At 40.0% G+C, this 14,159-nt stretch carries 15 protein-coding genes; 8 read left to right on the top strand and 7 right to left on the bottom strand.

The window, feature by feature from the left end:
• Positions 1-178 precede the first annotated feature (178 nt).
• The 3 genes from Q0C29_RS00190 to Q0C29_RS00180 all read right to left on the bottom strand — a co-directional run bounded on the left by Q0C29_RS00190 (position 179) and on the right by Q0C29_RS00180 (position 3,120).
• The gene (locus Q0C29_RS00190; RefSeq protein ID WP_291998646.1) at positions 179-1,225 is read right to left on the bottom strand and encodes an aminotransferase class V-fold PLP-dependent enzyme; all 1,047 of its coding nucleotides are present in this window, start codon (positions 1,223-1,225) and stop codon (positions 179-181) included.
• The gene (locus Q0C29_RS00185) at positions 1,218-2,171 is read right to left on the bottom strand and encodes a D-2-hydroxyacid dehydrogenase (protein WP_291998645.1); all 954 of its coding nucleotides are present in this window, start codon (positions 2,169-2,171) and stop codon (positions 1,218-1,220) included. Before Q0C29_RS00185 ends, Q0C29_RS00190 begins: the two co-directional genes overlap by 8 nt.
• 223 nt (positions 2,172-2,394) lie before the next feature.
• Positions 2,395-3,120 (bottom strand): hypothetical protein, encoded by a 726-nt coding sequence (locus Q0C29_RS00180; RefSeq protein ID WP_291998644.1) that lies wholly within the window; start codon positions 3,118-3,120, stop codon positions 2,395-2,397.
• Between the two features lie 106 nt (positions 3,121-3,226).
• Between Q0C29_RS00180 and Q0C29_RS00175 the strand changes: the two genes are divergently transcribed.
• Complete coding sequence (locus Q0C29_RS00175; RefSeq protein ID WP_291998643.1) at positions 3,227-3,577, top strand: 30S ribosomal protein S25e; 351 nt, start codon at positions 3,227-3,229, stop codon at positions 3,575-3,577.
• 52 nt (positions 3,578-3,629) lie between these two features.
• On the opposite strand, the gene Q0C29_RS00170 is transcribed toward Q0C29_RS00175, so the two are convergent.
• Positions 3,630-3,818 carry a TrmB family transcriptional regulator gene (locus Q0C29_RS00170; RefSeq protein WP_291998642.1) on the bottom strand — a complete coding sequence of 63 codons (189 nt, stop codon included), beginning with the start codon at positions 3,816-3,818 and terminating at the stop codon, positions 3,630-3,632.
• Between the two features lie 460 nt (positions 3,819-4,278).
• Between Q0C29_RS00170 and Q0C29_RS00165 the strand changes: the two genes are divergently transcribed.
• Complete coding sequence (locus Q0C29_RS00165) at positions 4,279-5,232, top strand: MBL fold metallo-hydrolase (RefSeq protein WP_291998641.1); 954 nt, start codon at positions 4,279-4,281, stop codon at positions 5,230-5,232.
• A gap of 193 nt (positions 5,233-5,425) precedes the next feature.
• Here Q0C29_RS00165 and Q0C29_RS00160 read toward each other — a convergent pair whose 3' ends face one another.
• Entirely contained in the window at positions 5,426-5,692 is a 267-nt protein-coding gene (locus Q0C29_RS00160) for a zf-TFIIB domain-containing protein (protein ID WP_291998640.1), read from the bottom strand.
• A 254-nt stretch (positions 5,693-5,946) separates the two neighbouring features.
• Here Q0C29_RS00160 and uppS point away from each other — a divergent pair, with 254 nt between their 5' ends.
• A complete protein-coding gene (gene uppS, locus Q0C29_RS00155; RefSeq protein ID WP_291998639.1) occupies positions 5,947-6,633 on the top strand; it encodes a polyprenyl diphosphate synthase in 687 nt (228 codons plus the stop codon).
• Positions 6,634-6,745: 112 nt separating this feature from the next.
• Here uppS and Q0C29_RS00150 read toward each other — a convergent pair whose 3' ends face one another.
• Together Q0C29_RS00150 and Q0C29_RS00145 are read right to left on the bottom strand one after the other, a co-directional pair.
• Entirely contained in the window at positions 6,746-7,687 is a 942-nt protein-coding gene (locus Q0C29_RS00150) for a 2-oxoacid:ferredoxin oxidoreductase subunit beta (protein WP_291998638.1), read from the bottom strand.
• A gap of 87 nt (positions 7,688-7,774) precedes the next feature.
• Positions 7,775-8,998 (bottom strand): amidohydrolase family protein, encoded by a 1,224-nt coding sequence (locus Q0C29_RS00145; protein ID WP_291998637.1) that lies wholly within the window; start codon positions 8,996-8,998, stop codon positions 7,775-7,777.
• 325 nt (positions 8,999-9,323) lie between these two features.
• Here Q0C29_RS00145 and prpB point away from each other — a divergent pair, with 325 nt between their 5' ends.
• The 5 genes from prpB (at position 9,324) to Q0C29_RS00120 (ending at position 13,966) form a co-directional block, all read left to right on the top strand.
• Positions 9,324-10,268 (top strand): methylisocitrate lyase, encoded by a 945-nt coding sequence (gene prpB / locus Q0C29_RS00140; protein WP_291998636.1) that lies wholly within the window; start codon positions 9,324-9,326, stop codon positions 10,266-10,268.
• A 270-nt stretch (positions 10,269-10,538) separates the two neighbouring features.
• Positions 10,539-11,705 carry an FAD/NAD(P)-binding oxidoreductase gene (locus Q0C29_RS00135; protein ID WP_291998635.1) on the top strand — a complete coding sequence of 389 codons (1,167 nt, stop codon included), beginning with the start codon at positions 10,539-10,541 and terminating at the stop codon, positions 11,703-11,705.
• An 11-nt stretch (positions 11,706-11,716) separates the two neighbouring features.
• A complete protein-coding gene (locus Q0C29_RS00130; RefSeq protein ID WP_291998634.1) occupies positions 11,717-12,184 on the top strand; it encodes a DUF1641 domain-containing protein in 468 nt (155 codons plus the stop codon).
• Positions 12,185-12,336: 152 nt separating this feature from the next.
• Positions 12,337-13,035: a peroxiredoxin gene (locus tag Q0C29_RS00125; RefSeq protein ID WP_291998633.1), complete on the top strand. Its 699-nt coding sequence runs from the start codon at positions 12,337-12,339 to the stop codon at positions 13,033-13,035.
• 205 nt (positions 13,036-13,240) lie between these two features.
• Positions 13,241-13,966: a helix-turn-helix domain-containing protein gene (locus tag Q0C29_RS00120; RefSeq protein WP_291998632.1), complete on the top strand. Its 726-nt coding sequence runs from the start codon at positions 13,241-13,243 to the stop codon at positions 13,964-13,966.
• Positions 13,967-14,159 lie beyond the last annotated feature (193 nt).

Genomic DNA, 14,159 nt, shown 5'->3' with positions numbered 1-14,159 from the left:
TGCTCATTCAGTGGTGGGCTATGGGCTTGGCCTTAAGCCCATTACCCCTATCCCTCACCGCGGAGAACCCTCATCAAACACCCCCATGCAGGGACACGTTTAATTCAAAAACCTAACCCCACATTAAAAGGCAAGACTTGCCGTTCATATTGTCATCATGGATTTCACTAGGCATGGATCAAGGCTGGTTAGCCGTCAGTTTCTTAAGCAGTGTAGCTACTTTCCTTAAGTCGTCTAAAGTTACGTCACCCATAACCCCTATTCTTATACTCCTCTCCCTTATACGCCACATGCCGCCACTTATGACGTAACCATTCTGTCTAAGGTAATCAATGACCTTAGCTGGGTTAACTGGACTATAGAATGCGGTTACTGTCCTACTTCTATCATTAGGGTTCACGGGAACAGGCTTAAAGCCTACATCATTGAGTTCATCATAAAGTAGCCTTATCTTCTCATCATGAATTGCCACGTACTTCTCAAGACCAACCTCATCAAGTATGTACCTTAATGACTCCCTAAGTGCGTAGAGGACATTAATTGGAGGCGTGTAGGGTGTTTCCAATCTTGCACTGTACTTGAGGTAGTTACCCAGGTCCATTGATGGTGGCTTAGGGTAACTTACTATTAATCCAGGGTCCTTAAAGGCTATTATTGAACCCCCCGGTGGGGCTAGTAGCGCCTTATGTGTAGCTGTTGCTATTACATCAGCATCATTATTGAGTGGCTCAGCTGGGACACCTGAAACACTGTCAATTAGCAGTATTCCACCATTATCGTGAATTACCTTAGCTACTTCACTAATGCACCGGTTAGCAACCCCCATGCTTGTCTCATTGTGAATCATGGCTATTGCCTTAGCCTTAACATTCAATTCCTTAACATGATCACATATTGACTCGCCTGGTTCAGTGTAAATCCTCTTAACCACCGCACCCCTTGACTCCACTGATTGGGCAAGCCTCTCCCCAAACTCACCGTTAATGGGGACTATGACCTCATCACCTGGCTTAATGAAGTTGTAGACCATTACATCAACAGCAAAGGTACCGGTACCAGGTAGTACGCTTACTGTGTAGCCTCTGAATATTCTACCCAACTGGTTAATGACATCACTGTAAAGTTCACTGAATTCCTTACCCCTATGGAACATGGGCTGCTTAGCGTAAGCCTCTATAATCCTTGGTGGTAATTGAACAGGACCAGGGGTTAAGTACTTAACCATGGTTCCCCACCCTTTCTAAGGCGTCCTGAATATTTGAGACTAGTTCGTCAACCATCCTCCTTTGAGCATCAATAGTTTCCGCACCTATATGCGGTGTAATGACCACCTTTGGGTGTTGAATAAGTTTGAATTCCCAATCCTCCCTGGGCGGCTCGTGTTCAAGGACATCAAGGCCAACACCCCATAGCCTATCTAGGTGATTAAGGAGAACCTTAGTGTCTATAACCTCACCTCTACTCGTATTAACTATAATAGCATTATCCTTAATTAATTTTAACCTATCCTCATTAAGCATGTGGTACGTTTCCTTATTTAAGGCAACGTGAAATGTTACAACATCACTACTTGAGAGTAGGTCAGTAAGGTTGACTACACTTGCCCCGAGTTCTTCCGCATACCTTGATATATCCACCACGTCAGTGGCGAGTATTCTCATGCCTAATGCCTTAGCATAATTGGCAACTGCCCTCCCTATTCTACCGAATCCAACTACACCAAGTGTTTTACCCTTAAGTTCAATCCCGTGGTAAAGCCCCTTACTCCACTTACCATTCTTAGTATCCATTATATGGAGGTGAATATTCCTTGATATGACTAGCATCAGGGTTAACGTTAACTCCGCAGCCGAGTACGTGGCGGCGTTAGGTGAATTAACTATTATTAACCCCTTCTTAAGCGCATAATCAACATCAATGTTGTCTAAACCAACACCAGCCCTGGCAATTATCTTTAATGAAGTACCCCTATCTATGACCTCCCTCGTTACCTTAGTCCTACTCCTAACTATCAGCAGGTTATAATTCTCAACAATCTTTAGAAGTTCCTCATACTGTATGCCGGGCTTATAGTCAACCACTACACCTATTTCACTTAACTTACCTACTAGACGATCATCAACCTTATCTGTTATTAGTGCCTTATATTGGATTCCGGATTCCCAACCCATTCCCGCTTATTCATAGAGGGGTTGCCTAACTATATTTTTAAGCGTTACCCAACCTTAAACCAACCCTATTAGTAAGTAATCTACATAGAGTCTATTTTTACTTACCTAGCCTCATTATACTATTAATCATGTAATTAATTTAGGAATAATATTATACATTATATGATAAGGAAGTTAATGGTAATAAGTGCATAAATACAGCATTGTAGACTACACGAGTGCATTAAGGGGGTGGAGGGGTTAGGGAGTTTACGAAGCTGAGGTACTCCTTATTACGTGTTATTGCCACATAGGCTTCCGTTAGGTTTCTTGATGATGGTACTATATCACTTAAATATCTTATAACCCACTTAACAATGTCCCTAAACTTCTCATCATAGTTACCTCTATATATGTAGAATAATTCAGTTGGGGTTGGTTTAAGTTCACTAACAACAATAACATCATCAGTCACATTCCTTACTTTAAGGTGGTTAACGTACCCTATTGACACTACTATTGAGTCCTGTGGGTAAGTCCTAGGCTTATCAAGGGTTTCAACGGCTTGCCTATGCAATTTAACCCAATCATCAATTTTAATCCCAGTTAACGCTGACTTAGCCGTTAAAGTAACCATATCTACGGCAATCTTACTTATCCTTCTTTGGTCGCTTAAACTTGGGCTACTTGAAATCAAGTTAACCCATGGATATTCCCTGTAGAGCATCATTATTAGGTCTATTAATGGTGAATGGGTGACTAACCAGGCATTACCTAGACTCCCCCTTAGGAACTCGATTGCGGCTCCCTTACCTGATGATAAGGTTAGTTTAATTACAATAGTCAATAACTCCTTAGGTATTGGGATGGCTACATTCTCAAACCTACCCTTAGCAAGTAATGCTGAGACAACCCTACCTACTGAGGCTACATGCGCCTCTGTTGAAGGTGAGGAAACCGCTAAAAGCATTAGTTAACTGTAACCAGGGCCCTTAATTAACCTATGTTCATGACTTTAAGTTAACACCGTAGGCTATTCACTAATGTTTATAAAGCCTAATTCAATAAAGTTAGGTATGGGTGGTAAAAAGAAGCCTACCATCTCGCAATTAGCCAAGAAAGAGGGGAAGGAGAAGGAGCAGACTGAGAAGAAGGGGAAGGGAAAGGGGAAGGCTGCTGAGGAGACTGTTAAGAAGATTGTAGCTACAGTGCCGGCGGAATTGTATGATCAGATAGCCAAGGATGTGCAGAAGATGGATTACGTAACGACTTATGTAATATCCTCAAAGTATGGGCTTAAAATGGGGGCTGCATCAAGGGTACTTAATGATTTAGTGAAGAGAGGTGAATTAGTGCTGGTAACAAGGAGCCATAGGATGAATGTTTACGCTCCTATGGATAGGGCTAAGAAACTAGGTTTAGCTTAGTATTGAAATACGTAAAAATAAAGTTTAATTAAATAATACTGACTTCAGTGTTTTACGAAACCTTATACTTACCTTCAGCCACCTTCTGGACCCTGCCCTCCTTAGCTAACCTAGTTAACTGCGCCTTGACAACGTTAAGTCTCTGTTCACCAACAGCCTTAGCCACATCCTCAACTGTTAACTCCTTACCCTTATTTTGAACCAAGTAGTCTAATATCTTCTTCTTTATTCCATCCGACATACTGTATTTAAACTTAGGTTAGTTACTTTTATAGATTTCTGCAATACACATAGTGTGTATTCAGCAATACTGGTTTAATTCACATGGTATATGAATGCTATAATCATTAATGTATGTGTTTATTTCCCTAATAATTAATCTCTTTTTATAATACAGAACTACTGAAATTAATGTGAGATCATGGTATTTCCATGATGTTAAAAATTATTACTATACTAAAAGAGAATTATATTTAAATATTATTTACCTAATACTGAGCTTAAACCCCATATCACATGAGGATAAGAACTACCTAGGTGCCTATGAAACCTTAGCTAGCACCTGAGCTTAATGAGTAATGTGGGGGTGAGGAGACAGGAGACCCCCATCCCTTTAGGATGAGTAAACCATGGAAGCTTGCTATGCCTTAAATCCATAACCGGGAAAAGTAATTAAACTAGCCTAACATTAACTAACTAGGATGATTAGTGTCATTAGAAGGTTTGGTGGAATTGAAGTTTCATGCTGTGGCCATAGCATACTCGTAGATCCTACACGTAGATTCATAGATAATTATGATGCAGTATTGATAACTCATGGGCATAGCGATCATTATACAAGCCATGTATCTAAAGCCAGGAGAGTAATAATGAGTGGTGAGACTTTAAGAATACTTAGGGAATTCAGGGGGTTAAGGCTTGGGGCTGGTGTAACCGTGGCATATCCAAATAAGCCAATAATCTTTGATGACTTCAGTGTAATACCATTAAACGCAGGTCATGTGATGGGTAGTTTAATGTACTTGATTGAATTCAAGCATGGTTCAGTATTATTGACGGGTGACATGAATGTTGAAGATAGTATCATACTTAAGGGGGCTGAGCCCTATCCTGACGTAGATATACTAGTCATTGAGAGCACATATGGGGATCCAAGTTTCCACTTTGAACCACGTGATAACGTATACAACGATATACTTGACTTAGCGGAGAGAACAATAATGAAGGGGCTTAAACTAGTGCTCTCAGGCTTTGCCCTTGGTAAGGGACAGGAACTATATAAGTTGCTCATTAATAATGGATTTAACGTTGCAATGGATAAGAATGTGCATTCACTTAACAGTATACTGCTGAACATAAGCACCCTACACAATGACAGTGACATTATAGTTGCTGATATACCTCCAAGAATCAAATCGGTTAATGACTCAGTAATAGCATTAGTAACAGGTGGTGCCCCTGGAGGATGGATTAGGAAGCATGTTCACATTCAGTTAAGCAGCCATAGCGACTTTAACGGGCTAGTAGACTTCGCAGTGAACTCAAGGGCAAAGAGAATCTACACAATTTATGGCCACAGCGAGAAATTAGCTAGACACTTAAGGCTTGAGCATGGCTTAAACTCATACCCTATACCTAATAATACCCTAATTTAACTAAGAACAAAGTAGAGCTTGTTTTAACTCACGTACCATAACGTAATCAAGCGTACTTCTTAGCCTAAGTACTAAATTCTACTGCGTATTCAAAATATAGAGTTAATACTAAGGTATTATTAATTTAGGAACTAATGGTTTTCAGGAACTACAAAGAATGGAATGAAAATCACACAAGTTAATGTATTCTACATTAATCAAAGTCCTCCCCCATTTCCAGTAAATTATCTAGGAGTTGTTTACGGTAGTCTTCATCAACCTCCTCTCCTGAACTACTCTTATTCTCAACTATAGGTACCTTAACGCGCTTATCCTCCTCAACAACGCTCCTCTCGACGAAAGACTTCCTATCCTTCTTGTTAACCTTCTCTTCATACCCACATTTAGGGCACTTCAAGTATGTTGCATTTCCCTTCTTAACTGGAACCATGGCGGTTCCACACTTAGGGCAAAACTTCATAATGGAGAAGCTGACTTCTAGTTAATAAATGCTTCGCCAATAGTAGACAATATGGCTTTAATCTAAGCTAGGGTTTATTACCTACTCTGTATAAGGTCTAGTTAATATTTTATGTAATATTATCGAATATTGATCTACCCTAATATCCATATACATGTATGTAAATATCAAAGCATGGTCTTTACTATACAGTAATTTTTATAAATTGAACTACTAGATATTGAGCAACAGATATGGCTAATAATGTTCAGCGTGTGCCAAATCATATTGGGATAATACCAGATGGCAATAGAAGGTGGGCGATGGCTCATGGCATGGATATATACACAGCATACTTAATTGGTTCAGATAAGGTTGAGGAGGTTTTAGAATGGGCACTTGATAATAATGTGCAAACAGTCACAGTTTATATACTATCCTACGAGAATTTCGTGAATAGGAGTGAGATGGAGAAGAGAATTCTCTACGAATTACTCATTAGGAAGCTTAAGAAGGCTAGGGAAGATCCCAGAATTCACGATAATAAGGTTAAGGTTACTTTAATAGGCAGGTGGAGGAACCTACCACCGTATGTTGTTGATGAGGCTATTAAGACCATGACCACTACGGAAATGTATAATTCCCACTTCCTTAACCTGGCAGTAGTCTATGGGGGTTATCAATCCATCGTGGACTTAATCAATACAGCAATAACTAAGGTTGGTAGGTACATTAAGGATGATGAATTGGTTAAACTACTACCAACCAGTTTCCTACCTAACCCATTCATAGACCTCGTAATCAGGACTGGAGGCGAGAGGAGACTGAGCAATTTCTTTCCATTGGAGTCAATCTACGCTGAGTTGTACTTCCTTGATAAATACTGGCCTGACTTCAGCAGAGAGGATTTCCAAGAGGCCTTAAGGTACTATGCGAGTGTTGAGAGGAAGTTCGGTAAGTGAAATTAATGACCTTCATGAGGATTAGTTTAGGATGAGCTTGTTAATTAAATGAAGCTTAATAGGCGAGTTACGTTTAATGACTTTCAATATTTAGTAGATTATTTAAGGAGAATTATATTACCCTTCTCTTCTCAAGTATCTTGTCGATTAATGTTAAGGATTCACCATTATAATCAATAATTTGCTTGGCTGGTGGTAGTTCAAGGTAATTGCTTATTCTTGATGCTAATCTATCAGTATATGTTGGCTCAAGTTCATTTTGGTAAAATATCCCTATAGGTATCTTCTCATCCATAGGTTCCCTAGCCTTTTCAATAGCCTTAACGAGTTTCTCCTCAACCTCCTTAGGATCCTTAACCTTGGGATCCCATTTTTCGTTTTCTAGTTTGTATATTCTTTTGTCGTACCATTCTTTTGTGTTTATGTCGTTGTATGTTGGGCATGGTTGTAGGACGTCTACTAGTGCTGTTCCCTTATGCCTTATTGCCTCCTTTATTACCTCCTTTAAGTGCCTAGTGTCGTATGCGTATGCCCTAGCCACGAAGGTGTAGCCGCTTGCTAGGGCTAGGACTATTGGGTTAACCGCATCCTTAATATTAGGCTTAGGCAAGGCCTTAGTCTTAACATTCCTAGGCAAAGTAGGTGAAGCCTGACCCTTAGTTAAACCATAAACACCATTATCATGAAGAATAATGGTTAAATCAACATTATACCTACCAGCACTAACAAAATGACCAACACCAATACCAAGCAAATCACCATCACCACCATTAACAACAACAGTTAAATTAGGGTTAGCTAATTTAATACCCATTGCATACGGTATCGACCTACCATGCAGTGTATGCACCCCTTCAACATTCATGAAGTGGGGTGTTTTACCTGAACACCCAATACCAGAAACCACAACTGTTTCCCTTGGATTTAACCCAAGTTCAGCAAAGGCCTGGGTCTCAGCAGCCAAAATACCAAAATTACCACAACCAGGACACCAATCAACCCACACCTTACTCCTATAATCCTGTGGACTTAAGGTTACCTTTACTGTTGCCATCCTGAGTCAATTCCCGTTGTAGGCTAGTCTTAATAATGTTTACTCGCTACACTAATGCGTTTTAGGTTAATCCACTAATGGTTAATGTTACTTAGTTGACCTACTTAGTTTAACTAGGGTATTCTCATTAATGAGACCGGGAAATACTTTCTCATAGTCTGAATCCACCATCAACAATTCTCCCCCCTTAATTAATCCAATTAACCTATTCATTGTAACCCAGCCTGAGAATGGACTATGCTTAGCCTTACTCATGAATAGGTCTGGGTCTATTACTGTACTTGACTTAGTGTCAATGAGCAAATGAGCATCATTATCTACCCCAAGTATCTTAAGTGGGTTAGATGAGTAAGCCTCAATAACCCTGCTTAAGTCCAGTAACCCCCTCCTCCATAGGTCAAGTAGGAGAAGACTCGTCGTTTCCAAACCGGGAAATCCTGGGGATGTATTATCATAATTATTTTGAAACTTCTCGCCACTGGCATGAGGGGCGTGGTCACTTGCAATAATGCTGATTGAACCATCTATTAACCTTCTTAGTAATTCACGCCTAATCGACCTATTCCTCAACGGTGGATTAACCTTACAGTAAAATGGGTCATTAACCTGCTCAATGCATGATTCTTCATCAAGCAGTAAATGATGCATTGTAGCATCAATGGTAATCCTATTGCTTAACTTAGCTAAGTCGACAATCCTTGGGTCAGTCACATGAGTTAAATGAACCCTTGCACCATGGATTAAGGCAAGCTGCATCACCCTTAATGCACATGTGAACTCGGCATCAATGGGCCTATTCTCACCGTGAATTCTTGAGTCATTACCCTTAAGGCTTCTGAACAATGAAGGATCCTCACAATGAATGATAATAATCATGTTGTTAACCGCAGCCGCCTTAATTATCCCCTCAATTAGCCCATAATCCTCAGGATAAACCTTAATGCTCCTAATACCAATATTAACGTAACCTTTCAGTAGGCTGAGGTCTGTTGGGACACCACCGTGTAGCCTATAGTTTATTTTAAGGGTTGAAGCATCCTTAATTCTCTTAAGGGCTAAGTCAGGATCACGTACTGGGGGCTTAGTATTAGGCATGTCCCCAACTGCGGCTACGCCGCCTGCTAAGGCTGCCCTTGAACCTGAGGTTAAGTCCTCCTTATAGCTTTCACCCCAATCCCTAAGGTGAACATGCATATCTGCAAAGGCTGGTATTGCAATTACATTATCAGGTAAATCAACAGACGCTGAACCATTTATCCTCAGTTTAATCCTAGTTAATTCACCATCCTTAAAATACCTAACTGAAATCATGACTAACCATTTATCACTAGACCTTAAGGTTTTAACAGTGACTATACTTAAGGTTTAAATAGGGCGGCCTAAACGTGTAGAATATGGGTGGCAGACAGAGGACTAGCTTGTTCTTAACCTCGGAGGAGGAGCAGAGGAGGATTGAGTCGAAGCAAAGGGCATCAAGTAGTGCTAATAAGCAGGGTTCTTAACTTTAGGATTCTTAATCCCTAATTAAATAGCTAATCACCTTAACTAAAACTCATCAAATCCTCATTATTAGGAAACCTTATCCCTCTTAAACTTAACGTGAAACTACTTTAATCCCCTAATCTAGGCTTAAGTCATGAAACCTATACTACTTGATAAGGGTAAACCAAAGCCAAGTGAAATTAGGGGTAGGTTAAGGGAAAGGCTAAGTAAGGGTGGTATAATAGTGGCTCCCGGTGTTTTCATCCCAGCCGCGGCAATGTTAGCCGAGGAACTGGGGTTTGAGGCTGTTTACTTTAGCGGTGCTGCGTACTCAAATATGCTTGGCTTACCCGACTTAGGTGTCTTCACGCTTAGTGAATTATCATACTACCTGAGGTTCTTCACTAATGCAATAAGTATACCTCTTATTGTTGATGTTGATACTGGTTTTGGAGAGGCATTAAACATTACTAGGACTATTAGGGAACTTGAGGATGTTGGCGTATCCGCTGTTCACATTGAGGATCAGGAAATGCCTAAGAAGTGTGGGCACTTAGCCGGTAAGAGGGTGGTGACTATTGATGAAATGGTTAAGAAGATTAAGGCTGCAGTAGAGGCTAGGAGGGATGAGAACTTCATAATAATAGCTAGGACCGACGCTAGGGATGTAGAGGGTTTTGATTCAGCCGTAGAGAGGGCTAAGGTTTACATCGAGGCTGGTGCTGACGTAATATTCCCTGAGGCCCTCCATAGTAGGGAAGAATTCATGGAGTTCGCCAGGAGGGTTAAGGCACCCTTACTGGCAAACATGACTGAGTTTGGAAAAACACCATACATTACCGCCAAGGAATTTGAGGAAATGGGCTACAGGATAGTCATATTCCCAGTCACAACATTCAGGTACGCCATGGGTGCTGTTAAGAGGGCATTAATTACGCTTAAGAATGAGGGAACTCAATTGAATTTAATCAATGACATGATGAGTAGGGAGGATGTTTACCAACTCATTGGGTATCATGACTATGAGGAATGGGATAAGAGGTTAGCTGAGGAGACTAATAGATTATTAAGTGGGAGGGTTAAGTTAAGGCAGAGTTGAGTTGCATTTAATTAATCATAGTTTAATCATAACTATAGTTCACATATTAGCATTTAAATAATGCTCATGAACAATTATTGATCTTACATAACTCTAAGAAAATAAGTTGCATGATGAATTATATTATATAATTCAATTAAATTCTAACATTATACATTAATATATTAATATAACGTAGATATTATGGAAATGTAAGCTAAGTGGTATTTCACATGTGCTGAAGTACCATAGCATTAATGCTTAAAAGCTAGGAAAGAAACCGTGGACACTATGGGGAAGAAAATCCTAGTGCTAGGTGGTGGCGTTGGTGGTGTAGTTGCTGCTAAGAAGCTTGCGGAGAGGTTAAGGAACCGTGTTGATGCTGAGGTAACATTAATAAGTGATACTGATTATTACCTATTGCCACCGTTACTAGTTAACATTGCCCTAGGTGACATGGATCCAGCACAGGCTCAACTACCATTATCCATGCTTGGTAAAAGAGGTGTTAGGAGCGTTAAGGCTACTGTAACTAAGATAGATCCTGATAATAGGGTCGTTGAGACTGATAAAGGTAAATTCAACTACGACTACTTACTGGCTAGCCTTGGCACCGAGTTCGATTTTAAATCATACAACATAGGGGTAGGTTACCATAACTTCACCCTAGATGGGGCGCTTAAGTTAAGGGAAGCTTTAATGAACTTTAAGGGAGGAAGCTTAGTAGTCTTCACCCCTGAGCCAATATACAGGTGTGGTGTTTACCCCTTTGAGATTATTGCTCAATTAGACACCATATTTAGGAAGAGGGGGATTAGGGATAAGGTTGATTTAACACTCATACACCCATTTGAAAAGCCCATACAGCCGTTGGGCCTGGAGGCAGTTAAGATAACTGAGGATGTCTTCACCCAGAAGGGGATTAAGTACATTGGTAACGCTAAGCCTATTGAGGTTGATGATAAGAATAAGGTTGTTGTACTCACCTCTGATAAGGTTAAGTATGACCTACTTATAGTAGTCCCACCAGCTAGGTTACCTAAGCCCTTTGAGGGAACCCCACTTGTCACTGATACCCCAAGTGGTAGGTGGACTACAATAAACGTGTATACTGGCAGGAGCATTAAATACGATGACGTGTACCTACCTGGTGAACACTCAATGCCAGCCATAGGCTTACCAACCGCCGGTGTGCCTGTTCACTTCACTGCATTAGCCAGCGCAGCTGCAATTGCCGGTGAACTCCTTGGTGAACCCTTTGATCCAGCTCAAATAAACGCAATGGCATGCGCAATGGATTACGGTGACTTAGGCATGATGTTTAACTGCGATATTAAGCTTGACCTCAAGAACAATAAGGCCTTATGGATGGGTAACTGCTACAGCATATTGACGTCACCATTGGGTAAGCTTATAAAGGACCTATTCTACAAGACGTGGCTGCAGACAACAATGTGAGGTGAATGACCATGACAACCCAAGAACAGGCTCAAGTAAGCCCTGATGAAAAACTAGCTGAGGCATTAAGCATACTTGCTGAGAACGCCGATGAGTTGAAGGGTTTAATTGAACTAATAGTGGAGTTAAAACGCAGTGGTGTTCTAGATTCAGTAATGCTGATACTTAATAGGTTCGAGGAGCTTATACAGTATTTATTCCAGGACCCTGCAGTGTTTAGGCTCCTAGCCATCGCGTTAGACGGTAGCTTAGGCTTAATGAATAAATTAGACGCTAATGATGTGATTAGGCTTAAGGAGATGATGCAGAACTTAGGAGGATGCATGAGTAAGAATGTTGATGCAGTTTCCAATGCTAAGCCCGTTAAGGGATTAATGGGGCTTTGGAGGGCATTAGGTGATGAGGATGTTCAAAGAGGATTAGGGGTGGCGCTTGAGTTAGTTAAGATCCTTGGTAAATGCTCAAGTGGTAAACAGTAACCATAGCTAAGTAAGTTAAAATAATGTTTTATTTGGGTTAATCTACACGTACCTTATTACCTTTAAATTAAACACCATGTTAAGGGCATGATAATAGAGTGTTGAGCACGGAATATTTAAAAAGGTATGCGTCTAAATATTATTGATAAGTTATGAGCGAGGGATTCAGAATGCCCCTCATAGGGGAGAAATTCCCTGAAATGGAGGTAACTACTACGCATGGAAAATTAAAACTACCAGACTACTATAAGGGTAAGTGGTTCGTACTCTTCAGTCATCCTGGCGACTTCACACCAGTATGCACCACTGAGTTCGTTAGCTTCGCCAAGAGATATGATGACTTTAGGAAACTGAACACTGAGTTAATAGGCTTATCCGTGGATACTGACATTAGCCACATTGAGTGGGTTACTTGGATTGAGAAGACCCTGGGTGTTAAGATACCGTTCCCAATAATAGCTGACCCAATGGGCAATGTATCCAAGAGACTAGGCATGATTCACGCTGAATCAAGCACAAGCACCGTTAGGGCAGTTTTCATTGTTGATGATAAGGCCACTGTTAGATTAATAATGTATTATCCACTGGAGCTTGGTAGAAATATTCCAGAGATTTTAAGAGCAGTGAGGACTCTACAATTAATTGATAGGTATGGTACAGTGGCCCCAGCCAATTGGCCATATAATGAGATAATTGGCGAGAATATGTTGAACCCACCACCTCACAATGTTGAGGAAGCCCCCAAGAGACTTCAGCAGTATAAGGGTTATGCATGGTGGCTAACTTACAGGGAGATACCGAAGGAGGAGGTGGAGGATACTAAGAGGACTATTAAGATAAGGATTGAGTAGGGTTTATGAAATTCCTTAAGATGCTTTAAATTCATTGCTTACTTTTTGACTTACAACTTTCCTAATTGTAAAACCAATCTGGGTTACCTAATTAATAATCATTGTGAGTCTTCTTAAGGAAAACACCTCATATGATGAAACCTTAGATGCATTAAGTATTGTTTTTGGATAAAGTATAAAAATAAGTCAAGAATTAAGACATTACGTGAATTACTTACTCGATTTTGGAAAAGCGAACTTTAAGTATATTGAATTCAGCTACATACATGAAACTGACTGGACAGCTAAGGCTACGTTTGATGGTTATGAGTATAATGTAGTGGAGTCTTATGTTGATGGTTTAAAGAGCCATGTTTACGAGTTTGCAATGCTTAAGGTTAAGAATAAGCTAAGCCTAAGGAGACTATTCAACATACTTAGTAATGATCCTAGCGTTGAGGAGCTAGTTAAATTTGAGCCAATGAATAAGGGTTATCCAAAGAGAATTGGGGTTGTTATTAAATCTAGGTTAGGTAACTCAACTAGGTATAAGGCAAGGTTATTTTATGGTATTGAGGTTAAGGATTACATAACTAATGGGATTGAGAACTGGGGATTCTTATTCCCAGTTAACGTTGACTTGGATTTACTCTTCAATAGTCTTAAGACTAATGGGAAAATAATTAATACACGTTCAAGGAACGTTAATGTAATCGATGCGCTAAGCCTAATAAACTTCAGTAAGGTAACCTCAGTACTAACCAAGGCTGAATTAAACACACTACATAAGGCGTATAAGTTAGGCTTCTTTAATGAACCAAGGGAAGCCAGCTTAAGAACACTAGCCAAGGAACTTAGCCTATCAACAAGCACAATTAGTCACCAATTAAGAATTAGCCTCAGGAAAATCCTTAATACCATATTTAGTGATAACGATCACCAATACGCCTAAAAACCAATCACATCAAATTACCACATTAATACCCCATAATCTAAAGTATTCATAAAAGTTGCAAAAATTATAATTTTAATCCTAAAATTCAAGCAAAATTCAAGCCTACTCTCATTTCCTTCTCATTGCTATTATTGTTGCTATTGCTGCTACTATAATCACTATGATTACTATGCCTATTACTAGTGTTGTG

This window comes from Caldivirga sp., from assembly GCF_023256255.1.
GTDB lineage: Archaea > Thermoproteota > Thermoprotei > Thermoproteales > Thermocladiaceae > Caldivirga.
This window is presented reverse-complemented; position numbering and strand designations above follow the sequence as displayed.

What these genes read in the sequence shown, in the direction of transcription:
- Q0C29_RS00190 (WP_291998646.1), bottom strand. Translation starts at nt 1,225, where the DNA reads ATGGTTAAGTACTTAACCCCTGGTCCTGTTCAATTACCACCAAGGATT.
- Q0C29_RS00185 (WP_291998645.1), bottom strand. Translation starts at nt 2,171, where the DNA reads ATGGGTTGGGAATCCGGAATCCAATATAAGGCACTAATAACAGATAAG.
- Q0C29_RS00180 (WP_291998644.1), bottom strand. Translation starts at nt 3,120, where the DNA reads ATGCTTTTAGCGGTTTCCTCACCTTCAACAGAGGCGCATGTAGCCTCA.
- Q0C29_RS00175 (WP_291998643.1), top strand. Translation starts at nt 3,227, where the DNA reads ATGGGTGGTAAAAAGAAGCCTACCATCTCGCAATTAGCCAAGAAAGAG.
- Q0C29_RS00170 (WP_291998642.1), bottom strand. Translation starts at nt 3,818, where the DNA reads ATGTCGGATGGAATAAAGAAGAAGATATTAGACTACTTGGTTCAAAAT.
- Q0C29_RS00165 (WP_291998641.1), top strand. Translation starts at nt 4,279, where the DNA reads ATGATTAGTGTCATTAGAAGGTTTGGTGGAATTGAAGTTTCATGCTGT.
- Q0C29_RS00160 (WP_291998640.1), bottom strand. Translation starts at nt 5,692, where the DNA reads ATGAAGTTTTGCCCTAAGTGTGGAACCGCCATGGTTCCAGTTAAGAAG.
- Q0C29_RS00150 (WP_291998638.1), bottom strand. Translation starts at nt 7,687, where the DNA reads ATGGCAACAGTAAAGGTAACCTTAAGTCCACAGGATTATAGGAGTAAG.
- Q0C29_RS00145 (WP_291998637.1), bottom strand. Translation starts at nt 8,998, where the DNA reads ATGATTTCAGTTAGGTATTTTAAGGATGGTGAATTAACTAGGATTAAA.
- prpB (WP_291998636.1), top strand. Translation starts at nt 9,324, where the DNA reads ATGAAACCTATACTACTTGATAAGGGTAAACCAAAGCCAAGTGAAATT.
- Q0C29_RS00135 (WP_291998635.1), top strand. Translation starts at nt 10,539, where the DNA reads ATGGGGAAGAAAATCCTAGTGCTAGGTGGTGGCGTTGGTGGTGTAGTT.
- Q0C29_RS00130 (WP_291998634.1), top strand. Translation starts at nt 11,717, where the DNA reads ATGACAACCCAAGAACAGGCTCAAGTAAGCCCTGATGAAAAACTAGCT.
- Q0C29_RS00125 (WP_291998633.1), top strand. Translation starts at nt 12,337, where the DNA reads ATGAGCGAGGGATTCAGAATGCCCCTCATAGGGGAGAAATTCCCTGAA.